This is a genomic window from Massilia sp. TWP1-3-3 (assembly GCF_049897805.1).
GTDB lineage: Bacteria > Pseudomonadota > Gammaproteobacteria > Burkholderiales > Burkholderiaceae_D > Telluria_A.
On the sequence record NZ_JAFCWX010000001.1, the window covers coordinates 333,918 to 358,811 of the forward strand.

The 24,894-nt window shown below is 62.7% G+C and carries 12 protein-coding genes; 5 read left to right on the forward strand and 7 right to left on the reverse strand.

Features of this window, described 5'->3' with window-relative positions; translation table 11 throughout:
- Window positions 1-139 precede the first annotated feature (139 nt).
- A complete protein-coding gene (locus tag ACP7D4_RS01595) occupies window positions 140-664 on the forward strand; it encodes a PDZ domain-containing protein (RefSeq protein ID WP_426207604.1) in 525 nt (174 codons plus the stop codon).
- A complete protein-coding gene (gene fosX / locus ACP7D4_RS01600; protein ID WP_426207587.1) occupies window positions 664-1,089 on the forward strand; it encodes a FosX/FosE/FosI family fosfomycin resistance hydrolase in 426 nt (141 codons plus the stop codon). Before ACP7D4_RS01595 ends, fosX begins: the two co-directional genes overlap by 1 nt.
- 170 nt (window positions 1,090-1,259) lie before the next feature.
- On the opposite strand, the gene ACP7D4_RS01605 is transcribed toward fosX, so the two are convergent.
- Window positions 1,260-1,535: a hypothetical protein gene (locus ACP7D4_RS01605; protein WP_426207588.1), complete on the reverse strand. Its 276-nt coding sequence runs from the start codon at window positions 1,533-1,535 to the stop codon at window positions 1,260-1,262.
- 205 nt (window positions 1,536-1,740) lie between these two features.
- On the reverse strand, window positions 1,741-2,286 hold the full coding sequence (locus ACP7D4_RS01610; RefSeq protein WP_426207589.1) for a hypothetical protein: 546 nt from the start codon (window positions 2,284-2,286) through the stop codon (window positions 1,741-1,743).
- A 944-nt stretch (window positions 2,287-3,230) separates the two neighbouring features.
- Between ACP7D4_RS01610 and ACP7D4_RS01615 the strand changes: the two genes are divergently transcribed.
- Both ACP7D4_RS01615 and ACP7D4_RS01620 read left to right on the forward strand, forming a co-directional pair.
- Window positions 3,231-4,646, forward strand: a complete 1,416-nt coding sequence (locus ACP7D4_RS01615) for an MBOAT family O-acyltransferase (protein ID WP_426106880.1) — start codon at window positions 3,231-3,233, stop codon at window positions 4,644-4,646.
- A complete protein-coding gene (locus ACP7D4_RS01620) occupies window positions 4,621-5,745 on the forward strand; it encodes a hypothetical protein (protein ID WP_426106879.1) in 1,125 nt (374 codons plus the stop codon). Before ACP7D4_RS01615 ends, ACP7D4_RS01620 begins: the two co-directional genes overlap by 26 nt.
- Window positions 5,746-6,084: 339 nt before the next feature.
- Here ACP7D4_RS01620 and ACP7D4_RS01625 read toward each other — a convergent pair whose 3' ends face one another.
- The 5 genes from ACP7D4_RS01625 to ACP7D4_RS01645 all read right to left on the reverse strand — a co-directional run bounded on the left by ACP7D4_RS01625 (window position 6,085) and on the right by ACP7D4_RS01645 (window position 24,245).
- Complete coding sequence (locus ACP7D4_RS01625; RefSeq protein ID WP_426106905.1) at window positions 6,085-7,701, reverse strand: serine hydrolase; 1,617 nt, start codon at window positions 7,699-7,701, stop codon at window positions 6,085-6,087.
- Between the two features lie 13 nt (window positions 7,702-7,714).
- On the reverse strand, window positions 7,715-9,577 hold the full coding sequence (locus ACP7D4_RS01630; protein WP_426106877.1) for a M1 family metallopeptidase: 1,863 nt from the start codon (window positions 9,575-9,577) through the stop codon (window positions 7,715-7,717).
- Between the two features lie 160 nt (window positions 9,578-9,737).
- Window positions 9,738-12,485, reverse strand: a complete 2,748-nt coding sequence (locus ACP7D4_RS01635; protein ID WP_426207590.1) for a CehA/McbA family metallohydrolase — start codon at window positions 12,483-12,485, stop codon at window positions 9,738-9,740.
- A gap of 291 nt (window positions 12,486-12,776) precedes the next feature.
- A complete protein-coding gene (locus ACP7D4_RS01640; RefSeq protein WP_426207591.1) occupies window positions 12,777-21,515 on the reverse strand; it encodes a GH36-type glycosyl hydrolase domain-containing protein in 8,739 nt (2,912 codons plus the stop codon).
- A gap of 648 nt (window positions 21,516-22,163) precedes the next feature.
- Entirely contained in the window at window positions 22,164-24,245 is a 2,082-nt protein-coding gene (locus tag ACP7D4_RS01645) for an aminotransferase class V-fold PLP-dependent enzyme (protein WP_426207592.1), read from the reverse strand.
- A 121-nt stretch (window positions 24,246-24,366) separates the two neighbouring features.
- On the opposite strand from ACP7D4_RS01645, the gene ACP7D4_RS01650 reads away from it, so the two are divergent.
- Window positions 24,367-24,852, forward strand: coding sequence for an Lrp/AsnC family transcriptional regulator (locus tag ACP7D4_RS01650; RefSeq protein WP_426106873.1), 486 nt, complete (start codon window positions 24,367-24,369; stop codon window positions 24,850-24,852).
- Window positions 24,853-24,894: the final 42 nt, after the last annotated feature.

Below are 24,894 nucleotides of genomic sequence, written 5' to 3' on the forward strand. Positions count from 1 at the left end.
CCGCATCGGCAACTCGGCCATCGACAACCAGTCGATGGTCAACCTGGGCACCAACCTGCGGGTGCGCTTCCAGTACCGCGTGCAGCAGCTGGCCAAGAACGGCAAGGTGCCGCTGACGATCATCCGCGATGGCAAGCCGATGGACGTGCAGGTGCCGGTATTGACCGGGCGCCAGCTCTTGATCCCGGACCTGAACGGCGGCTATCCGTCGTACTTTATCTATGGCCCGATCGTGTTTTCGCGCGCCACGTCGGACTTCCTCAATTTCATGACGGGCAATGCGAATGCGCTCAATGCCTACGGCTGGGTGGCCAGTCCCCTCGTCACGCGCCGCGGCGACCAGCCGACCAAAGAGCGCGAAGAGCTGATCGTGGTCAGTTCGCCGTTTTTCCCGCACAAGCTGGTGACCGGCTACAGCAACCGATTCGGCTCGGTGATCTACTCGGTCAACAAGGTGCCGGTACGCAGCCTGGCGCACCTGGTGACGCTGCTGCGCGACGCCAAGGATGAACTGCTGGTGATCCACTTCGACCAGCGCGGCGGCGAGAACATGGTCGTGCGGCGCAAGGAGATGCAGGAGGCGACCGACGGCGTGTTGTCCGATAACGGCATCCGCCTGCAGGGGACGAAAGACATGATGGATATCTGGGATAAAAAGAAGTAATGGCGATCCGGGGCCTGAGCCACGTTACTTTGATCGTCAGTGACCTGGAGCGCGCTGCGCGGTTGTGGCGTGACGCGCTGGGCGCGGCGCAAGTCTACGACAGCGGCAAGCAGACGTATTCGCTGTCGGAAGAAAAATTCTTCGTGCTGGGCGACGTGTGGGTGGCGCTGATGAAGGGGGAGCCGGTGGCGCGTTCGTACCGGCACGTGGCGTTTGCCGCCGACGCCGGCGACATGGTGGAGTATGAACGCAAGCTGCGCGCGCTGGATGTGGAGATCCGCCCTGCCCGGGCGCGTGTGGAAGGCGAAGGGATTTCGCTGTACTTCTATGATTACGATGACAATTTGCTTGAGCTGCACAGCGGGACGCTGCAGGAGCGGCTGGCGCAGTACGGGAACCAGCAATTCACTTCGGGTGACGGGTGACTAAAAACTAAAGGCCCACGAAAATTATTTTTCTGAGTGACTGCAGTCGCCCCGAAGCGTGCGTTCGGCATGAACAACAAAATCCGAATTCTAACGGGGACTGAACGGCTTGCAACTCGCAAAAAATTGTGAAGTGCCGCAGCATCCGGTCAAGCAGACTCGCGTCTAAGTCAGCGGGCTAAGCTACAGATTTCGATCACAACGACTCTGGCGAGGCGATAGCTACCGCGCACCCAATAACCTTTGGCTCCAATTTTTAGTTTTTTTGCATGAAAATCTCGGCTTGCCGGGTCGAACACCCACATATTTGCCTTTCCATTCTTAGGCAATATGCCGGGTGTTGTGTCCATCATCACGCGACCATCCTCATCGAGGATTTCTGGCCAAATCATGTGGATACCCTCAACAGTAGGACTCTCCCCGTCGTACAGGAAGTCAACACGCATTCCTTGCCCCGGCTTCGACAATCTCAGCTCGTCACATGGATCCAGCGTATACGCAACAATGAAATCTGGGGCGCGACATAGCCGATTTCCGTAGGGCTCATGTTTGATCATATTGGAATGGCAACTCTGATTTATTTTCCATGCACTCACTTGTGCTCGGCTGAGTGGCCGGTTCTGGCCGACCTTGGCCTGACGCTACGCACTTCTAAGTTGGGTCGAGGTCCGTGGGAAACTTGCTCGCTTCCAGCCATTCCACTTCGTCCAACCCCTCGATTTTCTCGCGGCGATGCCATGCCCGGTTCAGATGCGAAAAAACATGCCCGAGATCGATACGTAGATTTACCTCATCAAAGTTGGCATCGCTGTTCATGTTAGCGATTATTGAAGTCAGGTGTTCCTGCGCATCTTCAAGCTCGTACATGAGTGCCGACCATGCAACTGGCGCACTTTCCTTACTCATCATGGGAAACCTTTCAGCGACACTGAAGTGAATCTGAACTTCGGCTCTTGGCCGATTGTGCACTGTCGAGGCGGTGTTGAAAGCCGGGTCAGGCATATTTGCTCCAGTTGCTTGGCCGCCCAATTCTTTGAGCGTGCTTTGGGTTTTGTTCGACAAAGGCAACCATCTCTTGTTTTGTTCTTGCAAGTGGCGGATCGGAGTGATAGCCGCTGCCTGAATAGCGAAAACCCGCTTCCCATAGGCACTTTGCAGCGCGCCATGCAGAGTTATCGGCTTTGGACGGAGTGGCAAAGTTGCGGCCCATGAATGCCATTTTGTGACCGCAGTTCGGACAGTTGTGAGCGAGCTCTGACTCCGCCAGATGCGCGCTGCCCGTTGCCGAGTTGCTTGTCGCCGGCCACTTGAAAGAGATTTGGCAGTCGAAGCATGCAAAGTTGTGGAGGAACTGCGTCATTAAATGCCTAACGTGTTATCGATCGTAAAACGAAGGGTTACCCGAGGTCATATCTCATAAAGTTCCCTCCTTGAGCGAATCCTCCGCAGCTCTCCGCCGCCAATGACCTGGCCGACTGCTGCCGATTGTACTCGACGTTGCAAGATAGCCTTGCACCTTGGCCGCCGCCGCAAAGCGGACCTATCCAATAGTAAATATGGCGGCAAATCGCCCGTCCGCCAACAGGAAAATAGGATTTTCTTCTCTGGCCGGCCAGTGCGACAACGACTGCAGATGAAGCAGAAAACCAGCCAAATCCTTTGGATTCGTCTCGAGTGGCTTCCATGGCAGTCGCTGCGCCCGTCGCGCCCCTGCATCCATCATGTCCTCTGCTCTCAGCTCGCGACCTGCACAAGCAGACGGTCACTGAGTTCATAGTACCCGTCAATCGACCAAAGGACTGGTTACTTGGTGACTGGCCAAGGACGCCACACCGGCCCAGATCGACATGCAGTACGAGGAACACTAGCAGCCTGTCGGACTTGCGAAACTAAAACACGATTGCGCGCCTGAAACGAAAAATATTGGCTCTGGATACCATTCGTGGCATTTAAATGCGGAAATTTAGCCTAAATTTTCAGTAAGCGGTCAATAAAGTTTCTTTTTTACCCATAGTCCGACAGGCTGCTAGCGCCGAAAATGCCAGGAAAACAACACTTTTTCTGATGTGCTTACAAAGATTTATTAAAGAGCTACTATTTGTGACGATCCGGGATTGCCTAAATAACGGAGGGCGTCACCCATGGTGTTCAACTCGCTTACCTTCGTGGTCTTCCTGGCCATCGTGCTCGCGCTGCACGCGCTGCCGCTGGGCTGGACCACCCGCAAGATCAATCTGCTCATTGCCAGCTATCTGTTCTACGCGGCGTGGAATCCGCCCTTCGTGGTGCTGCTGTGGATCTCCACCATCGTCGACTGGTACGCGGCCCACAAGCTCGTGCATGCCGCGCGGCCCGCAGCGCGGCGCGCGTGGATGCTGCTGTCGGTGGTCGTCAACCTGGGCATGCTGTTCTACTTCAAGTACGGCCACTTTCTGATGGACAATTTCGTCGCCGTCATGGGAACGGTGGGCGTCACTTACCAGGCGCCGGCTTTCGACATCGTGCTCCCAGTCGGCATTTCCTTCTACACCTTCGCCACGCTCTCTTACACGCTCGACGTCTACCTGCGGCGTGCGGCGCCGGCCCAGAGCTTCCTCGACTACGCGCTGTTCGTCACCTTCTTTCCGCACCTGGTGGCCGGGCCCATCATGCGGCCGACCGAGCTGGTGCCGCAATTTGCCGAACCGCGCCGAGCGACCCGCGCCATGCTCGGTTTCGGGCTGGCCTTGATGACAATCGGCATGTTCGAAAAAGTCGTGCTGGCCGACAGCTTCCTCGGGCCGGCCGCCGAGCGTCTGTTCGAGGCCAAGGCGCCGCCCGGCATGCTCGACGCCTGGATGGGCACGCTCGCCTTTTCCGGCCAGATCTTTTGCGACTTCGCCGGCTACTCCACTACCGCCATCGGCGTGGCCATGTGCCTGGGCTTTGCAATGCCGGACAATTTCCGCTTCCCCTACGCGGCCGTGGGCTTCTCGGACTTTTGGCGGCGCTGGCATATCACGCTCTCATCATGGCTGCGTGACTATCTCTACATTCCGCTGGGCGGCAGCCGCCATGGCGAAGCGCGCACGTATTTGGCGCTGATGGCCACGATGCTGCTCGGTGGCCTTTGGCATGGCGCGAGCTGGACCTTTGTGGCCTGGGGCGGCCTGCACGGCCTCTACCTGGGCGCCGAACGCTTCCTGCGCGGGCGCTTCGGCAGTTGGCGACCAGGCCCGGCGGCCCTGTTCGCCCTGGCGCTGCTGACCTACGCGCTGGTGAACGTGACCTGGGTGTTTTTCCGCGCCCACACCTTCGGCGGCGCGTGGACCATCCTGAACGGCATGGCGGGCATGAACGACAAGGCCGGCCCGCTGCTACCGACGGCGCAGCTGGTGACCACGGGCGCGATTGTCGGTTCGATCTTTCTCGTGCACTGGGCCATGCGCGGCACGACGCTGGAAAATGTCCTGACGCGCGTGCCGGCGCCCATCATCGCACTGGGCTGGGGCCTGATGGCCTTTGCCATCATCATCGCGCAAGGAGCAGGCAATGCCTTCATCTACTTTCAGTTCTGACCGTCCCGGTCTCGTGATCCGCCAGACCGCTTCCGACCGGCCTGGCGTGGCCCAGCCGGTGGCGGAGCGCGACGTGCCGGCTCGGCCTTGGCTGCCGCTGTGCGCCTGCGCCTTCGCGTTCATGGCGGGCCTGGTGTGCCTATGGGAAGCGCAGTGGCGCAATTACGGGGCATTGACAGGCTACTATGCCAATGACGACAGCCAGTGGGCCGCCCAGCGGCGCCGCATCAATCAGGGCGAGGGCGGGGGCACAGTGCTGATCGGTTCCTCGCGCGTGCTGTTCGACGTGCAGCTCGACGTGTGGCAGCAGAGCACGGGCGTGCGCCCGATCCAGCTCGCGCTCGAAGGCACAAGCAGCGTGCTCGCGCTCGAAGACCTGGCCGCCGACCCCGATTTCACGGGTCGGCTTTTGGTGGGCGTAGCGCCGGACCTGTTTTTTTCCGGCTTTGGCTATCGCACCGCGGCCATCAGGAGCTACCACAAGGAGGGACCGTCGCGGCGCATCGGTCACTGGCTCAGCCAGCGCCTGGTCGAGCCGTATTTCGCTTTTTACGACCAGGACTTCGCGCTTGACAAAGTCGTTGCCCGTCTCGACTGGCCGCAGCGGCCCGGAATGAAAGGCCCGCGGCCCGTGCGCAAGCTGTCCGTGATGGAAGCGGACCGCAATACCCATTTGTGGCCCAAGGTCGTCGACGATCCGGCATACCGGGCAATGGCGCAGTCGATCTGGGCCTCGCGCGTGAATGGTCCACCCCCGCCAATAATCGACACGCCCGCCAAGGCGGCGGCGCTGGGCGAAAAGCAGATTGCGCGCGCCGTAGCGGCCGTCAAAACCTTGCGCGCGCACGGCGTGCGTATCGTTTTTGTGCGCCCACCATCGGGCGGCGATTACTACGCCTTCGAACAGCGTGCTTTTCCGCGCGACCGTACCTGGGACGAGCTCTTGCGCCGCACAGGCATGCCCGGAATTCATTTTGAGGATTATCCGCAGTTGCAGGAAACCGACATTCCCGAGTGGTCGCACCTGTCGCATGCGGCGGCCAAACGCTATACGGCGGCGTTGGCGCCGCTGGTGACAAAGGCTTGGGACGGGCAGTAGAGACCGGAGCCAATGGTGTCACGGGTGGGTGGGTGAGGTAGAAAATACTGTTGGCGTCGATTCATGCTGTTTCCAAAGCTACTTGTCCGCTCTCGGCTCCTCCACAAACGTCATCGGACTAATTCGATCAAGAAACTCACGTAGCGCTGCGGTGAGATGCCCTACTGTGAGCTGCTAAATAGCCAGCATGCATCCAAGAAGAAAAATAGACGGGATTCCTGTGCCCTATTTTGCACGTTGGCTTATCGCGCTAATTCCGGTGGAAAAGCGAGGGGAAGAATCACCCCCACCGTGGCCAAAAGCGCAAAAAAGCGCCGCAGGCCACGCTTCCCCACTGCGTTACGGCGCCTTCCTGACCGGCGTAAACGTCAGATCGGCAAAGTCAAAACTGAAGTCGATCTCCGACGACACCGGCGCCATCTTCATGCGCTCGATGCTGCCATCCGGGTTCAGCGAGAACGACACATACGCATCGGCATTAAAGTGCCGGTCCTTCCAGCGCACGATGAACGTATCGTGCTGGAAGTGCTCCAGCTCCCCGGTCAGGTCAGGCGTCTTTGTAAAGTTCATCACACGCTTGTTACCGACGTGTTTGATAGACACCTTGCCGTACCACTGGTCTTCATACTCGCCGTCATACGACGCCAGCGGCAGCGAGGGCGACGACTTCGCCGCGCGCGTGGTCGTGGCCTTGGCCTGCGCCGCCTTGTCCTTGGCGCGCGCCTCGTCTTCCACTTCGTCGATCAGCTTGATCCAGTCGCTGGGCGCTGCGCCAAGGTAGTGATCCAATATCCGGTACTGCAGCGACGTCATCGCGCCGCCGCTTTCGGCGTTGGTCAGGATCGCGATGCCCAGCTTTTCTTCCGGGACCATCAACACCCGCGAATAAAAGCCCAGCAGCGCGCCGCCATGCAGGGCCACCTTGCGGCCCTTGTAGTCGCGCAGCTGCACGCCCAGCCCATAGCTGAAGAAGTTCGGCCTGGTGGCGGCCAGCTTGGAGTTGCCCTCGCCAATCTTGATCGGCGTGTGCGGCGTGAAGATTTCGTTGCCCTGCTTGGCGCTGAACAGGCGCAGCTCCTTGCCCGCCGCATCCTTGCCGAGCGCGCCATTGTTGAGCATGACCGTCATCCAGCGCGCGATGTCCTCGGCGTTGGTGTTGATGCCCACCGCGCCAACGGCGTTGTCGGCCGGGACGGCCTTGACCACCGAAATCTTCCCGTTAATCTTGCTGTGCGAATGCGCGACGTTCGGGTTGCCCGCGTTCTCGGCCAGGCTGGTGGTGGTGCTGGTCATGCCGACCGGCGCGAGGATGCGCTCGCGCACCGCTTCGCCCCAGGTCTTGCCGGCCTTTTGCGCGATGATCTTGCCGGCGACGATGTACAGCAAATTGTCGTACGCGTAGGCGCTGCGAAAGCTGGTGGCCGGCTTAATGTAGCGCAGCTTGTGGATGATTTCGTCGGTCGTAAATTGCGTGGTCGGCCACCACAGCAGGTCGCCCGCGCCAAGACCGAGGCCGCTGCGGTGCACCAGCAAATCGCGCACCGTCATTTCATGCGTGACGTAGCCGTCGTACATCTGAAAATCCGGCAGGTGCTTGGTCACCGGATCGTCCCAGGCCAGCTTGCCTTCGTCAACCAGCATGGCCAGCGCGGCGGCCGTGAATAGCTTGGAATTGGACGCCACTTCAAACAGCGTCTTGCCGTCTACCGGCGCGCTCACGCCAAGCGTGCGCACGCCAAAGCCGCGCGCGGCGATGACCTTGCCGTCCTTGACGATGGCGATCGCCATGCCGGGCACGTCGAAGGTTTTCATGGAGCGGGCGACGTCAGCGTCGAGGTCGTACGCGGCGGCAGGTGCGGCTACTTGCCCCACTATTGGTGCCACTGTAGCAGCCGGCTCGGCTGCTACGGTAGCGACGCTAAAGGCGAGCAGGATCGCTGCTGCAATGCGGTTCATGGAATGCACGGTCTTATCCTTGTTTGGCCATTTGTTTATCGACGTTTTTCTGCGTGAGCGGGTGGTAGCGCTCGCGCGCTTTCTTGTACACGTCCTCGGCCCAGGCCTTGTCTTCCGGCTTGGCGCGCAGCGCGGTGTAGAGCGGAACGACGAATTTCTGGCGGCCCACGCTCATCAAAAAGGCATTGAGGGGCGAACGAATGTCGCGGTAACCGGCATGAATGGCAGCGCGGTAAAAGCGGAACGCCACTTCATTGTTGCCCGTCTTGCCAAGCCCAAAAGCCTGGTCCAGATCCTTCAACTGGGCGACGGTCGCCTTGTTGTCGATATCGTTCAGGAACTTCATCCACTCGATCGCCTTCCAATTTTTGGTATCGAGCTTGGCGGTCGGCAGTTCTCCCTTAAGCCATGCGGCGCGGGCCGTGTCGAGCGCGGCCAGGCGGCGCGAGTTTTCGCGCCGGGCGCTGGCCGGAATGCCCGGCGCGTACAGCCACTCTTCGAGTTCCGCCTCGCTCATCACCTTGGGATACTTGGTCAGCAGGTTCTTGCGCAGGTAGTCGACGAACTGCTCGGTCGTCACGCTCTGGAACGCATGCTGGTCGAACCAGCCGCGCAAAAACGGATCGAACACCGCGCGCCCGGCGCGCTGCTCGAGCGTGCGCAGCAGCCAGGCGCCTTTCGGATAGACCAGGCCTTCGTCGGCATACGCGGTCGACGAGGTATCGGCATCACGCGTGATCAAGGCCTGCTTGGTGGCCGGCACGATGGCGGCCAATGACGCGAGCGCCTCTTCCTGTTCGACCTGCAGGTTCATGGCAGCCACATCCGGCCCGTACAGCGACTCCAGGATGCGCGTGGTGACGTAGGTGGTAAAGCCTTCGTTGAGCCAGAAATGCTTCCACGAGGCGTTGGTCACCAGGTTGCCGGACCAGCTGTGCGCCAGTTCGTGCGCGATCAGGTCAACCAGGCTGCGGTCGCCCGCGATCATGGTGGGCGTGAGAAAAGTCAGGCGCGGGTTTTCCATGCCGCCGATGGGGAACGACGGCGGCAGCACCAGCATGTCGTAGCGCCCCCAGCGATACGGGCCGTACAGCGACTCCGCGGCGGCGATCATTTTTTCGGTGTCGGCAAATTCGTAGGCCGCAGCCTTGATGCGCTTCGGTTCCGCATACACGCCGGTGCGCGGACCGAGCTTGCGCACATCAAGTTCACCAATGCCGATCGCCAGCAGGTAGGACGGAATTGCCTGCGGCATCTTGAAGCGCCAGCCACCCTTGCCGGTCGCCTTGGGATCGTTATCGGCGCTCATCACCACGCGCAAACCTTGCGGCGCATCGATCCGGGCGCTGTAGGTAAAGCGCACCGCCGGCGTATCTTGCACCGGCACCCACGAGCGGGCGTCGATTGATTCGGACTGGCTGAACATGAAAGGACGCTTGCCCGACATAGTCTGCACGGGATTAAGCCACTGCAGTGCGCTCGCGGTGGGTGCGGTGCGGTAATGGATGCGGACCTTGGCCGGCTGGCCTTTCAGGTCGATGTGCAGCGCCTGGCCTTTTTCGGCGTCGAGCTTGTCGAGCGTGTACGTCACGCTGCGCCATGCGCCGTTCGGGCCCTGCGCTTCGATCTTGCTGATCGCCAGCTCGCGCGTGTCCAGGTCGAGCGTGGTGGCCGCTTTGTCGATCCAGGCCAGCGACAGCTCGGCGTAGCCGGCCAGCGTGCGGGTGCCGAAATCGGCCTTCAGGTCCATGTGGAGATCGGTGGTCTTGACCTGGTCGTAGCGGGCGTAGCTGAGCGGGTCGAGCGCAAACGCCAGCGCGCTCCACTGGGTAATCACGACGCACGCTGCGGCGCGCAGGTAGCTTGATTTTTTCATCTTGTCTCCGTTTTTGTCTGCATCTAAGGGCGCTGGCAGAATATCACGCTGTGAACGCCAGCGATAGCACCGCCGGGCGCGTATGTACGTCCATACATACAACACTGCAGACGTAAAAAAACCCACCGCACGCGGTGGGTTTTCACGGAAAACCGCGCGCTTACTGGGTGCTCAAGGTCACGTCGTCCAGCACGAACGAGGTGGCCACGGTCGAGCCTTCAACGCCTTCGAAATACACGCGCACGGTCTGGCCCTTGTAGGCCGACAGGTCGAAACTCTTTTCGACAAAGGTCGCGCCCTTGTTCAGGTTTGAATACGTCGCCAGCGTGGCCAGGACCGCCCCGCTGCTGCTGCGCACCTGGACCTTGAGGGTGTCGAACGCACCCGTGGTGGTGGTCTCGGCGGAGACCACTTTCAGCCAGAACTTGAGCGTGGCGCTGGTGGCCGCCGCCGGAATGGCGACCTGCTGGTAGACGCTGTCGGTGTGCGCCGCGCCATAGCCATTGAGCCAGGCTTTCCAGCTGCCGCCGTGGGCCGCCTGGCCGGCGTCGGTGGTGATCACGCCAGTCGACGCGGTCCACGATGCCGCGCCCGATTCAAAGCCCGGGTTGACGATGCGCTGGACGGCCGCCACGTTCGATACCGTGAAGTTCACCGGCGCCGACAGCGTGCTGTTGTTGGCGGCGTCGTACGCCCTGGCGGTCAGCGCGTGGCTGGCGTTCGACAGGGTGAGCGAGTCGAGCGTCAACGCATACGGCGCGGTGCTGTCCGTACCCTTCAGGACGTTGTCGACATAGAACTCAACTGTGCTGACGCCCACATTGTCGCTGGCGATGGCCGACAGCGTGATGGCGCCGCTGGAGCCGCTTTCGGCGGCCGTTACCGCTGGCGGCGTGCTGTCCACGGTCGAATTGTTGACACTGAACGCGACCGCTGTCGAGACGCCCACATTGCCGGCGGCATCGTAGGCGCGTGCCACCAAGCTGTGGCTGCCGTTCGCCAGCGTGGTCGAATTGATGCTGGCCGAATACGGCGCCACGTTGCTGCTCGCCTTTAGGACATTGTCCACATAAAACTCGACCATGGTCACGCCCACATTGTCGCTGGCGTTGGCGGAAACAACAATGGTGCCGCTGGTGCCGGACTCGGCAGCCGAGACGGTAGGCTGCACGCTGTCGCCCGCGCCACCCTGAGTGACCCAAACCGGCGCCGACCACAGGATCTTGCCGTCCGACTGGGTGACCTTGGCGTAGTAATAGTGTTCGCCATTGGCCGGGGTGATGGTGGTGCTTGCCGTGCTCGACACTTCGGTCGGCGTACCATTGCGGCCCGGCACGCCCTCGATGATGGAGACCGTCGACACGGTCTGGCCGGCGGTATTGGCATAGTTGGCCACCAGGTTCAGCGCGCCGCTGTTGGCAAAGCGCTCGCCCATGACGTGGCCGTTGGCGGTGAGCACCAGTTGCGAATTCTTGTCCATCGAGGCGAACACGCGGCGCGCCTTGACGGCGGCGACAAAGCTATCCTGGGTCAGCGGGGTGCCGGTGGGAATCAGGATACCAGTGCGGTTGGTGTACGACGCACCCCAGTTGGCGCAGTGATTGTCCTGGTTGGTCGAAAACGCAACGTGAAAGCCCGATTCGAGCGCCTTTTGGCAGGCAACTTCAAAATTGCTGCGGCCGGTTTCCGTTTCGGTGGTATTGACCGAGAACGCCGACGTATTGAGCACTTCGCACAGCGCCATGGCCTGGTCGCCATCGGCGGAATAGCCGAGCGGCACGCCGCCCACGAGGAACTGGCCGCTGGTTGAAGGGTGGTTGAACTGGCCCACATAGCCGCGCTGGCGCATCATTGTATACAGGCCGGCGTAGTCGGTCTTTTCGGTCAGGATGTCGGCAATCAGCTGGCCGCTGCTGTTGTATTCCCAGCCCAGCAAATCGCTCGAATTGAAGATATTCAGGTGGCCGCCGTTGTTGATCACGCCCCATTCCATACCGTACACGGCCAGAAAGTTGGGGTTGGCGGCATTGAAGTCCGCCGCCGCCGTCAGGCCCGACTGGTAGAGCGCCTTGGCGGTGGCCGGGTTGGCGGAGGTATTGGTGCCGGACGAACCATCGAACATGTGGTTGTGCTCGGACGTCATCAACATGTCCAGACCGCGGCCCTTGGCGTAGGCAAACGCGTCGCTCGGGCCGAACGGGGCCGACAGCGGCGCTTGCGAACCGGAACAGGAGCCGACAGGGCCGCCGCCATCGCTGTGGTTGGTCTGACTGTGCAGGTTGGCAAGATACACGGTGTACGGCAACGAACCGGTGGCCGGAGCCATCGTCTGGACCGACAACTGGTCTTGCGTCTTGGCGGCGGTGCGCGCCGGCTTGCTGGTGTTCAAAGCCTGAAAGGCGGGCATGGCCGGGGCAGCGGTCTTGCCGACCGACAGTTCCCAGGTTTGCTCGATGACGTCGGCGCCACCGGCAGCCAGCGCGGCATCGATGCCTGCGGCCGACTTGTCGGCCTTGCCGGCAAGCGGCGCGTCGTTGGCTACGGCTTGCATGCGGACCTGATAGGTACCGTCCGGGTTGCTGATCGGGTCGGCACGGCCATTCCATTTGACATCGACCTTGACGGCATTCTTGAACAGGCGCTGCACGCCATTCCAGCGCTGCACCACGTGGCCGTTGGGGCCGACCAGCTCGACGCGCCAGCTGATGTCTTGCGCGGTGGTGACGTACGGATAGTCGAATTCCAGCGTGAAGGCGCGCGCTTCGTTCTGCGCGGCAGCTTTGTAAGGCACATGCAAGGTTGCTTCAAATTCACGGTGATCGAGTTCGGATGCGAATGCGGCGTTTCCGGCCGTCAGTGCAAGAAAAATGGCAAGGTGAGGCAAGAGCTTTTTGGTGTTCTGACGCATTGAATTTCCTCGAGGACGTTTATGAAACAACACTGTTATTGTCCCAACTATGCATGACGGGAATATGACCTACAAATTCGATTAAGCTTTCTTATTAATATGTAATTGATATAAGTTAAACAAAGCTGAACGTTACTTTCTGCCGGGGAATTTCCCTGCTGGGGAGCAGGATCTGAATATCCCATTTGCACGCAAATCTGCTCGCGGAAATTCATCAAATAAATTTGCGGGGGTGTGGCGGATATGATGAAAATGTCCATTACTGGACATTTTCATCAAGATTTGACGGTTTTAAACAGTTGGCCGGCGCACCTGCAGCGCGACCTGGTGGGTCCGTTCATCGTCCTGCATGACGATCACCATGCCTGCCTGGACCACGCCATCGATCAGCATGGCGTCGGTATCGCCCGCCGTGACCGTGATCGCATACACCGAGCGGCGGTAGCGGTAGTCCAGCTTGAAGCCCGGCCAGTCGGCCGGCAGCTGCGGCGCCAGCGTCAGGCGCTCTGCGGCCAGGCTTACGCCCAGCAGCGACTCGATCATCAGGCGATACATCCAGCCCGAGGAACCGGTGTACCAGGTCCAGCCGCCGCGCCCGATGTGGGGCGACACTGCATACACGTCGGCCGCCACCACGTACGGTTCCACCTTGTACAGGGCGCAATCGCGCGGGTTCAAGCCGTGGTTGACCGGATTGATCATGCGCAGCAGTTCCCAGGCGCGCTCGGTGTCGCCCATCTTGGCAAACGCCATGGCCGTCCAGATGGCAGCATGCGTGTACTGGCCGCCGTTCTCGCGCACGCCGGGCACGTAGCCGCGGATGTAGCCGGGATTGAGCACGCCGTCGTCAAACGGCGGATCGAGCAGTTGCACCAGGCCGTAGTCGCGCTTGACCAGGCGCGCGTCGACCGCGGCCATGGCTTGCGCGGTGCGCACCTTGTCGGCCGCGCCCGAGATTACGCCCCAGCTTTGCGAGATCGAATCGATCTGACATTCATCGTTGGTGTGGGACCCAAGCGGCGTGCCGTCGTCAAAATACGCGCGCCGGTACCACTGGCCGTCCCACGCATGCGCTTCGACGTTGGCGGCCAGCTTGACCGCTTCTGCGCGGCAGGTGGCAGCAAACGCATGGTCGCCGTGCACCACGGCCACTTCGGAAAAACGCTGCAGCACTTCGTAGAGGAAGAAGGCCAGCCACACGCTTTCGCCCTTGCCTTCGTTGCCGACGCGGTCCATGCCGTCGTTCCAGTCGCAGGTGCCGATCAAGGGCAGGCCATGCTCGCCAAAGCGCAGGCCGCGCTTGATGGCGCGCACGCAGTGCTCGTACAGGTCGCCGGTCTGGCCTGAGCGGTGCGGCATGTCGTAATACGACTCTTCTTCCTGGTTCAGCATGCGCCCTTCAAGGAACGGGGCCGGCTCGGTGAGTACGCTGCGGTCCCCCGTGCCGATGACGTAGCGGTGGGTTGCCAGCGGCAGCCACAAAAAGTCGTCGGAGCAGTGGGTGCGCACGCCGCGGTCCTGCGGCGGGTGCCACCAGTGCTGCACGTCGCCTTCCACGAACTGGTGGCCGGCGCACAGGATCAGGTGCTCGCGCAGCAAGTGCGGTTCGGTGTGGATCATCGCCATCGCGTCTTGCAGCTGGTCGCGAAAGCCAAACGCGCCGCCGGACTGGTAGTAGCCGCTGCGCGCCCACAAGCGGCAGGCGATGGTCTGGTACATCAGCCAGCCATTGGCCAGCACGTCCATCGACGGGTCCGGCGTCTGGACGCGGACCGCGCCCAGCGTGTGGTCCCAATGTGCGCGCACCTTAACAAAGGCCGCGTTGGCCGCGGCGCTGCCGCTGTACTGCGAGATGATGCCGGTGGCGTCCGCATTCCTGCGCCCGCCCACACCCAGCATGAACACCAGTTCGCGTTCTTCGCCTGGCTGCAGTTCGACCACTACCTGGATCGCCGCGCAGGGATCGAGCGCGGCGCCAAGCTTGCCCGACAAGCGTGCGCGCCCCATCGCCGCCGGATTGGCCAGCGTGCGGTTGCGCCCGATGAATTCGGTGCGGTCAGCCGTCACAGTGCGCCCTTGCCCCTCGACGTGGAAAAAGCCCACGCGGCCCGAAAACTCGGTGTTGTAAGCGTTGCGCGCAAACAGCGCGCCACTGACCGGATCGAGTTCGGTCGTCACGTGCATCGACGACTTGGCGCGCAGGTCGCCCAGCACCCATTCCACGTAGCCCGTGGCCGACAGGCGGCGCGGCACGGTGCTGTCGTTGCGCAGCTTGATGACCGAATACTTGATCGATGCGTCCAGCGCGACAAAGGTGGTCAGCTCACTGTAAATGCCTTGCTGCGCATGCTCGAAGATGCTGTAGCCAAAGCCATGGCGCGACACGTACTCGCCGCTGGCCTGCACCGGCAGCGCAGTCGGCGACCAAAAGACGCCGGTCTGCTCGTCGCGGATGTAAAACGACTCGCCGCTGCGGTCCGACACCGGATCGTTGTCCCAGGGCGTGAGGCGGAATTCATGCGCGTTCTCGGCCCAGGTGTAGGCCTGCCCGCTTTCGGAAATCACGCTGCCGAAGTTGGGATTGGCCAGCACATTGACCCATGGTGCGGGCGTACGGTGCTGCGCGTCGGTGCGGATCACGTATTCGCGCCCGTCCGCCGTAAAGCCACCCGTGCCGTTGTGCAAAATGAGTTCGCGCTGCGGCTGCGGTATGCCGGCGCGTAGCTGGTAAGGCTCCTTGCGTTCTTCCGCCATCAGCAAGGCCAGCTTGGGCGTGACCGGCGTGGCGCGCTTGACCTGGTCGGCCAGCGTGCCGGCGCTGTCGGACAGGATCGCGCGCGCCACCGACTGCATCAGCACCCGGTCTTCGTTCGAAATCTGGTCGAGCATGCGGACAAAAATGCCGCCCGGGCGGTCGATCGCCTGGGCGTCGATGCCGGAGGCGATCAGGCCCATGATCTGCTCTTGCAGCAGCTGACGGTAGCCGGACTGGTCTTCGTACCAGATCACCAGATCGACCACCAGCCCTTTCAGGCGCCAGTAAGCGTGCGCCTGCACCATCTGGCGCGCCAGTTCAATATTGGCCGGGTCCTTGATCTGCATGAGCACGATCGGCAGGTCGCCCGAAATGGCGTAGGCCCACAGGCCCGACTGGCCGCGCTGGTTGCGGCTCAGGATCGAGGCGTCGGCCCGCAGCGCAGAATTCGGATAGATCACGGTGCTGGCCAGGCGGCTGTACAGCTGCGCATCCGATTCGCTGGCGTTCAGCTGGCGCAGCACGACCTGGCTGTGGGTCCAGGCCAGTTCGAACACGCGGTCGGCCAGGTGGCGGTCCTGGTATTTGTCGATCAGGTGCAGCGCCGCCTCGCGCGTTTCAGTCATGCCGGTGACAACGTCGAGCGTGACGGTTTCGTCGGGCTTGAGCGTCACCTTGTAGCGGATCGCGACGATCGGGTCGAGCACGGAGCCTTCCATGCCGCCCAGCGGATCGGCTTCCTGCATCGCCAGAGGAGCAACGGTGCTGTTGGCGCGGCCGATGAATTCGGCGCGACTGGTCTCAAACGAGACGTCGACCAGCGCGCCGTCATGCACCGTCATGAGGTTCAGCAGCCACGGCATCTGCTCGTCCTTGGCGCGCGGGCGGCGGGTGCACAGGATGGCGTTCTCGTTGCGCAGTATTTCGGTCTGCACGAACAACTTCTGGAACGCCGGATGGGCGGCGTCGGCTGCAGCGGGCGCCATCACCACTTCGGCGTAGCTGGTAAATTCAATGGTGCGCGTGACGGACGACTTGTTGGTGATGCGCGTGCGGCGCATCTCGATATCGTCTTCGGGCGAGACCACGATCTCGGTATGCAAGTCGATGCCGCGGTCGTGGCGGCGAAATTCCGCCCGTCCTTCCGAGAAAATGACTTCGTATTTTTTTGGCTCGACCATGGTGGGCTGGTAGGTCGTTGACCAGTACTGGCCACTGTCCACATCGCGCACGTAGCAGAAGGTGCCCCAGTTGTCGCAGGTGGCGTCTTCGCGCCAGCGCGTCACGGCCAGGTCTTTCCAGCGGCTGTAGCTGCCGCCGGCGCTAGTGATCATCACGTGGTAGCGCCCGTTCGAGAGCAGCTGCACTTCCGGCTGCACCGTGGTGGTCTGGGTGATGACCCGCATCGGCATGGCGGTCGGCGCCACGGCCGGTGCGCGGATCGCGGCCAGTTCTGCCGTGTTGGAATAAAACGCGCCGGCGCGCGGAACGCGCTCCTGCAGCACCAGCATGGTGGCCTGGAACAGCGGGTCGGACTCGAAGCGCTTTTGCATCGGTCGGTCGTGCAGCAGGTAGCTGATCGCGAGCAGGCCCATGCCCTGGTGGTGGGCCATGAACGAGCGCACGACGGCAAAATTCTGGCCGCGCGGCAGGCGCGTGCTGGTGTAGTCGATCGCCTCGAAGAAGCCGTACTTGCCCATGAAGCCCAGGTCGGCCATACGCTGCAAATTCTCGACCGCCGCTTCCGGCTTGACCATCAGGCTCATCATGGTGGCGTAAGGCGCGATGACGACATCGTCGCCGAGGCCGCGCTTCATGCCGGTGCCGGGCACGCCAAAGGCGCGGTACTGGTAGTTCATGCCGGTGTCCACCGCGTTGTAGCCGGACTCCGAAATCCCCCACGGGATGTCGCGCTGCTTGGCGTAATCGATCTGCGCGTTGACCACGGCGTGGTAGGTCTGGTCGAGCAGCGTGTTGTCGTAGGTCGGCATGACCAGCAGCGGCATTAGGTACTCGAACATCGAGCCGCTCCAGGACAGCAGCAATTGCTCGCCGCTGACGATGCACAGCTGGCGGCCCAGCGCAAACCAGTGCTCCTGCGGGAACTGGCCCTGGGCGATGCCGACAAAACTGCACAGGCGAATTTCCGACGCCAGCAGGTCGTAGCTGGCGCCGTCCAGGCGCCGGTCCGACACGTTGTAGCCGATCGCCAGCAAGTCGGTCGAATGGTTGTACAGGAAGCGGAAGTCCATATTGGCAAAAGCGCGCGCCTCCTCGGCCAGGCGGGCGATCTGCTCCATGCGGCGCTGCGCGCGCTCGCTGCCGCGCCCGACCAGCTCGGCCAGCACTTGCTGGCGTTCGCGTTCGCTCGGCGCCAGGTCGGTGCTGGGACTGCTGGTCAGCGCAAAGCCGGCCAGTTGGCGCAGCGTCGGAATGCGCGACAGACTCGAATCGAAGACGGCGTCCTGCGTCGCATCCATCCAGGGTGTCAGCTCCATCAGTTCGTCGAGCGTGCTGCTGCCTTGCACGGCAAGCTTGGCGGCCCACCATTGCAGGTTCGGGTCGAGCACGCCGGCCAGCGCGGCCAGCACGGCGTCGGCCGCGGCGCAAATGCGCTTCAAGGCGACGATGATGCCAGGCAGGGCGTCGATCGCGCCCAGCTGCAGCGGCGCGAGCGCGAGCTGCAGCGCGCCCAGCGCCGCCTTGACGGGAGCGGGCGCGTCCTTGGCGTGCTCCTGCACCACGCGCAGCGTGATCTGCAAGCCTTCGATGGTTTGGCGGCTCACGACCGGCTGGTCGGCCAGACTGGTCAAGCCGGGCGCCAGCGTGAGCAAGTGGCCCGCCAGGTTGCCGCTGTCGACCGCCGACACATACTTGGGATGCAGCGGCGCCAGCGAGACGGTGTCGTACCAGTTATAGAAGTGCCCCAGGTGCCGCTCCATGCGCGCCATGGTGCGGAAGGTGTCGTCGCAGCGCTGCAGCACCTGGCCGGCGGTGATGAAGCCGAAGTCCCAGGCGGTCAGGTTGGCCAGCAGCGACATGCCGATATTGGTGGGCGAAGTGCGGTGGGCAACCACCCTGACCGGATGCTCCTGCATATTGTCGGGCGCGAGCCAGTTGTCTTCGGGGCCGGCAAAGGTCTCGAAAAAGCTCCAGGTCTTGCGCGCCAGCGTTTGCAGGAACACGGTCTGAGTCGCGGCCAATTCGGCGCTGGCGCGTTCGATCGGCAGGCTGATCCACCAGGCGATCACGGGCGAGACAAACCACAGCAGCAGTATTGGTGCGGCCACCGGCAGCGCTTCGGCGCGCAAGTAGCCGAGCACCAGCGCAACAGTGACGGCCAGCGCGGGAGCGAACCACATGCTGCGCCAGTTGGACGCCATATCGGTGGAAGATCGGTTCAGGCTGGAGGCGCGCCACTCGAGCAGCTTGCGGCGCGAAACCAGCATGCGGTACAGCGCGCGGGCGATGGCGTCCAGGCTGAAGAACGCTTCGTAGGGTAAAAAGGCGAGCGTGAGCGTCGAGTGACCCAACATCAGGCGCGTGCTTTTCATCGAGGTCGAGAAATGCTGGCGCCACAGGACGTCATGCGGTTTCTCGACCAAGTCCCAGATGGCGCTGATCATGTTCGGCAGGAAGATCACGGCAATCACGGCCACGGTCCAGAACCAGGGCTTGGGCATCAGGGCCCAGCACATCAGCAGCATGGCGGTCAGCACGGCCGGGATCACGCTGCGGCGCAAGTTGTCGAGCAGCTTCCAGCGCGACAGCGCGCTCAAGGGATTTTTCTCGCGCTTGCCGTGCGCGTTGGGCACCGTCGGCAGGAGCCAGGCGGCGATCTGCCAGTCGCCGCGGGTCCAGCGGTGGCGCCGGCTCACGTCGTCGCTGTAGCGGGCCGGATATTCTTCGTACAGCTGGGCGTCGCTGAGCAGGCCGGCGCGCAGGTAGCAGCCTTCGAGCAGGTCGTGGCTGAGAATCTGGTTGTCGGGCAGACGCTCGCCCAGCACGGCCTCGAAGGTGTCGATGTCGTAGATGCCCTTGCCGACGAACGAGCCTTCGTAGAACACGTCCTGGTAGACGTCGGAAACGGTACGGGTGTAGGGGTCGATGCCCGGCTCGCCGCCGCACAGCTGCTCGTAGCGCGACGCGTTTTCGCCCGGCAAAGCGCACGCCACGCGCGGCTGCAGAATGCCGTAGCCTTCGATGACGCGGCGCTCCTTGCTGTCGATCTGCGGGCGGTTCAGCGGGTGCACCATGGTCGCGATGAACTTGCGCGCGGCGTCGCGCGGCAGCTGGGTGTCGGTGTCGAGCGTGATCACGTAGCGCACATTGGACAGGCCGTGGGTGTCGCCCACCACCGCCGCAAAGCGGTCGCGCGCGCCGCCGCGCAAAAAGGCGTTCAGGTCGGCCAGCTTGCCGCGCTTGCGCTCGACGCCGATCCAGGCGCCTTCGCGCTCGTTCCAGCGGCGCGGACGGTGCAGCAGCAGGAACGGTTCGTGGCGCTGCACTTCGATGCGCGCTTCGCCTTCCTCGGAGACGGCTTCCTGCTTGAGGACCTGGCCGTATTTTTCGTTCAGTTCCAAGATAGCGTTGCTGGCGGCGGCGACCAGTTCGGCGTCGCCCGGCATGTGCTCCTTGTCGCCGTCGGCGAAATCGGTCAGCAGGCAAAAGCGCAGGTTCGGATCCCGGTTGGCCAGGTAGCGAACTTCAAGCGCCTCGGCCAGCGAGGCGATGTTGTCCAGGCTGTAGATCAGCGTGGGCACCACCACGATCGAGCGCGCGTCCGACGAAATGCCGTCCTTGAAGTCCATGCGCGGCAGCGGGTGCGGGCGCGTGAGCTGGGTGGCCATCAGGTTGACCAGCGCCAGCGCCAGCTGGCTCGAACCGATCACCGCAAACAGCCCCACCAGCACCAGCAGCAGACCGTCGACGTCGGACAGCTGCGCATGGCGCACGGCGCTGGCGGTAAACAACGCCGTAAAAACAATGATCGCGCCCAGGTAGCTTGAGACGGGCGAATTGCGCGCGTTGCGCTGCATCGCTTCGCCCGCGCCGTAGCGCGCCTGCAAGCGGTGCTCGAGTGTCGGCAAGCCCTTGCCGACCAGGTAGTAGCCCACGTGGCGGGTGCGTTCATCCAGGCCGCCGGCGGCCAGGTCGCGGTTTTCCAGCGCCAGCGCGAGCGCGTGTTCGGCCACCTGCACTTCAGTAAAGGTGCACTGCTTGGCCAGTTTTTCGATGACGTGGCGGTAGTTGTCGCGGGTGGCAAAATCCATCTTGCTGTAGGTGCCGTGCGGGTCCATGCGCAAGGTCTGCTCGACCACGCTCATGGTCTCGACGAACTCTTGCCAGTCCATGGTGCTCAAGAAGCGCAGACTGCCGATGCTGTTGCTGATCGAGACCTGGTCGGCGGCCTGCTGACCGATTTCGGCCGTGATTTGCTGCTCGATGGTCAGTCCCGCTTCGGCCAGGCGCATGGTCACCCATTGCAGCGCCAGCGTCAGCGACGGACCCTGGCCTTGCAGGCGGCGCGCCAGCTCGGCGACAAAGCCGCTGTTCATCGGCTGGCCTGAACGGGCCATGTCGGCAACCAGCAATATCAGATCGCTCGGGTTTTTTTCGGCCGTTTCCGTCATCTGGTCGGCCCAGGTGTTGGCGCGGTCGCGCTGGGTGCGGTTGTCGTACACGCGCGCGGCCACGCGGCGCAGGTTTTCGATCAGCGCCAGGCGCAGCATGATGGGGATGGCCCACAGTTCGCCCAGCTTGAGGGTGGCGCTGTCCTGGTAGGCGTCGACAAAGCGCGTCAGGCTTTCCGGGTCCACGCGCCCGTCGCCGTGCGAAATGATTTCAAGGGCCAGCTGGTACACGCGCGGCGTGCCGTCGGCATCTTCATTGGCCAGGCGCGGCAGCTCCTTGCTGTAATTTTTGGGCAGGTGGCGGCGCGCGGTACGGATCTGCTCTTCGATCAGGTAAAAGTTATCGAGCAGCCATTCGGAGGCGGGCGTGATCTGGCGACCGGTCTTGATCGCCGCCGTCAGTTCGTGGCAGGTTTCGGAAATGACGATCGCGTTTTCGGACAGGCGCGCGAGCAGCTTGTCAGGGCCGCTCTTGGTGCTCAATACATGACGGCTGGCCAGGTGTTTGCCGTGCGCTGCCATTTGGGCCGCACTGAACAATTCCGAGCGTAGGGGGAATTCGTCGGCTTGATCTTCGCCATCGAGCGCAGCGTTGCGCCAGGAATAGAGCGTGTCAGCCAGTATAATTTTTTCTTCGTTCAACAGGGACCTCGCGTGGGCGTGCGTAGCCAAGACGCTGAACAGACAGCGCGTTGCGACCGGGTCGGACGGCTGTTTCCATAATAAAACGAGTGGTCCACGCCTACTGTGCGCCAACGTACACAGCGGGACGCTAATGGCCTGAACCAGCGGAGATCGGCGCAATTAACGCCAGATTGACTGGAATTAGATGCAATGCGGAAATAAAACGGGTGCGCCAGCCACCATTTTTATCGCAGCAATGTTAAAAATTTGAAATTGATATAATGAAATATTCGATATCAGATGCATAAATTTCATTTCCGTGAGAGACTTCAGTTGCGCGCAGAAACTGCACTCCGGGTTTGATCTAGCGCAATATCTGACGGAAACGCGGGTCTAAGCTGGAACTTCCGACGGACCTTTCTTCGAGGAAAATCATGTCACACCACAGATTACCAAGATACAAACAAGTTCAACGGAGCCGGACCGCCATCATGGTCCTGACCATCGCCATCGTGCTGGCCATCGGCGCCGGTCTTGAAGCGAGCGCCGTGCGCCATCAGTCGACGGCCATCGCCACCCACAGTCGCTAACGCTGGCGGCAAAAAACGGCCTGCCTTCAAGGGCAAACCGCCAAACGGATGATCGCTGTCGCGAATCTGGTCGCATTCAGGCAGCGACGGCCAGCTCCTCAGGTGCACCCTCAAACTCCAGTACGCCCGCAACATGCCAGGCGTTCTCGTATCCCAGCCGATGCAGACACGCGGCCGCCCGAGCACTGCGAGCGCCGCTGCGGCAGAAAAACACCAGCGGCCGTGGCACTGCTCCTAACCATCCGGGCAAATGATCGGCCAGGCGCGACAGCGGGACGCTGTGGGTCAACCGTCCCTGCAACGAGCCGCAGCGCGAGGCCAGATGTTCGTACGGCTCGCGCACGTCGACCAGCACCGCGTCGGCATGCGCGAGCATGAATGCCGACAGCGCTGCCGCGTCGAGCGTGCGCTGTACGGCACCCGGTGGCGCGGCGCGCGCCCTGAGCGTGGTGCACGGCAGCTCGTCGCCATCGTTTGACATGCACAAGATCGTGCCCGGCCCCACCAGCGACGCCAACTGTGGCGGGACCGCCGGCCCGATAAACGCAAAGTCGACATCGGCCGGGGCCAACACGCCGTCCCTGGCGCGCTGGCCGAGCAGGTAGATGGCGCCATCTTGCCGCGCAACGCGCACCAGCATGCGCGCGCCCAGACCAAGGGTCTGACTGATGCCCGGCCAGCCCGGCGCGTCGTGGCCGGCGGCGCCATCGCCGCTGCCTTCCAGCAGTGCGAGCAACGCGGCGCGGCCCGGGGCGCCTGATGCGTGCGCCACATGCCCGCAGGTGTCGAGTACGGCGCGCACCTGGTATTGGTGGCCGCCGATGAAGTCGGCGATGCGCGAGGCCAGCGGCTCCAGCGCATCAATGACGATGCAGCTGCGGCTTGCCGCGTCAAGCACCAGCCAGGTGCAGGCGCCGTCCACGCCCAGTTGCATGATGCCGTCGGGAGGCTCGACCGGCATGGCCGACGCGCCCGGAGCGCTGGCCCTGAGCGCTGCGCCGCAACGGGCGATGCGCGCGCAGGCGGCGTCAATAAACCCCTGGTCGGCCATGAGACCGAACGACAGGCGCACCGCCGCTGCGCACTGCCAGTGCGGCAAGTGCATCGCCTCGAGCACGTAGCTTGGCGCGGCCTTCGCCGAGGAACAGGCCGAACCGCCGCTGGCGCGCAGGCCGGCCGCGTCGAACAGGTCCAGCAGCTCCTTGCTCGCCAAGCCGGGAACCGAAAAGTTGAGCGTGGTCGGCAAAGCACCGGCAAACGGCGCGTTGAACACCACACCAGGCAGCGCCGCGCGCAAGGCGCCAGCGAGGCGCTCGCGGAACTGCGACAGCTGCGAATGCGAGCGAAAGGTGGCGCCGTCGCCAAGTGCCTCGAGCACTGCGCCCAGAGCGGCTATGCCGGCCATGTTTTCGGTCCCGGCGCGCAGGCCGCCCTCCTGGCCGCCGCCGCACATCAAGGCCGTATAGGGCGCGCCGGCGCGCACGTACAGCATGCCGATGCCCTTGGGCGCATGCAGCTTGTGACCCGAAAAGGGCGCGTAGTCGATCCGCGTGGCCGCCAGCGACAGCGCCATTTTTCCCAGCGCCTGCACGCTGTCGACCAGCCACAAGGCGGGACCGGCAGCGGCGCCCAGCACCGCGCCGATGCCGTCGAGGTCGGACACGACACCGGTCTCGTTGTTGGCGGCCATGGTGCAGACCATCGCCGCGCGCGGCGCCAGCTGGCCAAGGAGCGCGAGATCATGGCGCCCGTCCTGGTCCACGGGGAGCGCGACTAGTTCGAGCCCGGTGCCCAGCAAGCGGTTCCAGTGGGCCAGGCTCTCGGGTACGGCCTTGTGTTCGGTGGCGCCGTAGACCAGCAGCTCGCCCGCATACTCGCCGCGCAGGCGCCGTTCGCGCACCGCGCACAGCGCCGAGAGCACCGCGCTCTGGATGCCTTCGGTCGCGCCGCTGGTAAAACACAGGCGGCCCGCGCCCACGCCAAGCAGCGCGCAGGCGCGCGCGCGGACCGCGTCGAGCAGCTCTTTTGCGCGCAGCCCGGTGGCGTGGGTGCTGCTGGGGTTTCCAAAGCCTTCGCGCATGGCCATGGCGGCGGCGGCGATGGCCGCAAGCAGCACTGGCGAAGTGGCGTTGGCGTCAAGGTAGATTTCGGTATTCATGGCGGCGAGGTGAGCAGTGGTAACGAATATGATATCGCCTTGTCGGGGACAAGATATGCCAAATGTTCCACATCAGGACTATACTTGAGCATGCTTATGCCACCTTTTGCGGAATTAAAGAATGAATCAACTTGACAAGTTTGATTGTGCAATCCTGGCCGCATTGCAAATCGACGGCACGCTCTCCGTTGCGGCCCTGAGCGAACGCGTCGGGTTGTCGAGTACGCCGTGCTGGAAGCGCCTCAAGCGGCTGGAAGAAGACGGCTACATTGACACCCGCGTGGCCATCGTCAACCGCCAGAAAGTAGGCTTGCCGGTCACCGTTTTCGTCAGCGTCACGACGCCGGAACACGATGAAAAATGGCTCAACCGTTTTGCCGCAGCCGTCATCGCGCTGCCCGAGGTGCAGGAATTCCACCGCATGAGCGGCAGCGTGGACTACCTGCTCAAGGTGGTCACCACCGACATCGGCGGCTACGACCGCTTTTACAAAAAGCTGATCAAGACGGCGCACCTGTCGGGCGTGTCGTCAGCTTTCTCGATGGAACAGATCAAGTTCACTACCGCGCTGCCGCTGGAACTGATTTCGCACGGCCTGACGACTTGAAATCGTGCGATGATTGCCGCTTCTTTTATCGGAGAACATTTG

Coding starts and splice junctions, on each gene's coding strand:
- ACP7D4_RS01605 (WP_426207588.1), bottom strand. CDS start 1,535: ATGCGTGTTGACTTCCTGTACGACGGGGAGAGTCCTACTGTTGAGGGT.
- ACP7D4_RS01615 (WP_426106880.1), top strand. CDS start 3,231: ATGGTGTTCAACTCGCTTACCTTCGTGGTCTTCCTGGCCATCGTGCTC.
- ACP7D4_RS01645 (WP_426207592.1), bottom strand. CDS start 24,245: ATGAATACCGAAATCTACCTTGACGCCAACGCCACTTCGCCAGTGCTG.
- ACP7D4_RS01650 (WP_426106873.1), top strand. CDS start 24,367: ATGAATCAACTTGACAAGTTTGATTGTGCAATCCTGGCCGCATTGCAA.
- ACP7D4_RS01635 (WP_426207590.1), bottom strand. CDS start 12,485: ATGCGTCAGAACACCAAAAAGCTCTTGCCTCACCTTGCCATTTTTCTT.
- fosX (WP_426207587.1), top strand. CDS start 664: ATGGCGATCCGGGGCCTGAGCCACGTTACTTTGATCGTCAGTGACCTG.
- ACP7D4_RS01595 (WP_426207604.1), top strand. CDS start 140: ATGGACGTGCAGGTGCCGGTATTGACCGGGCGCCAGCTCTTGATCCCG.
- ACP7D4_RS01620 (WP_426106879.1), top strand. CDS start 4,621: ATGCCTTCATCTACTTTCAGTTCTGACCGTCCCGGTCTCGTGATCCGC.
- ACP7D4_RS01625 (WP_426106905.1), bottom strand. CDS start 7,701: ATGAACCGCATTGCAGCAGCGATCCTGCTCGCCTTTAGCGTCGCTACC.
- ACP7D4_RS01630 (WP_426106877.1), bottom strand. CDS start 9,577: ATGAAAAAATCAAGCTACCTGCGCGCCGCAGCGTGCGTCGTGATTACC.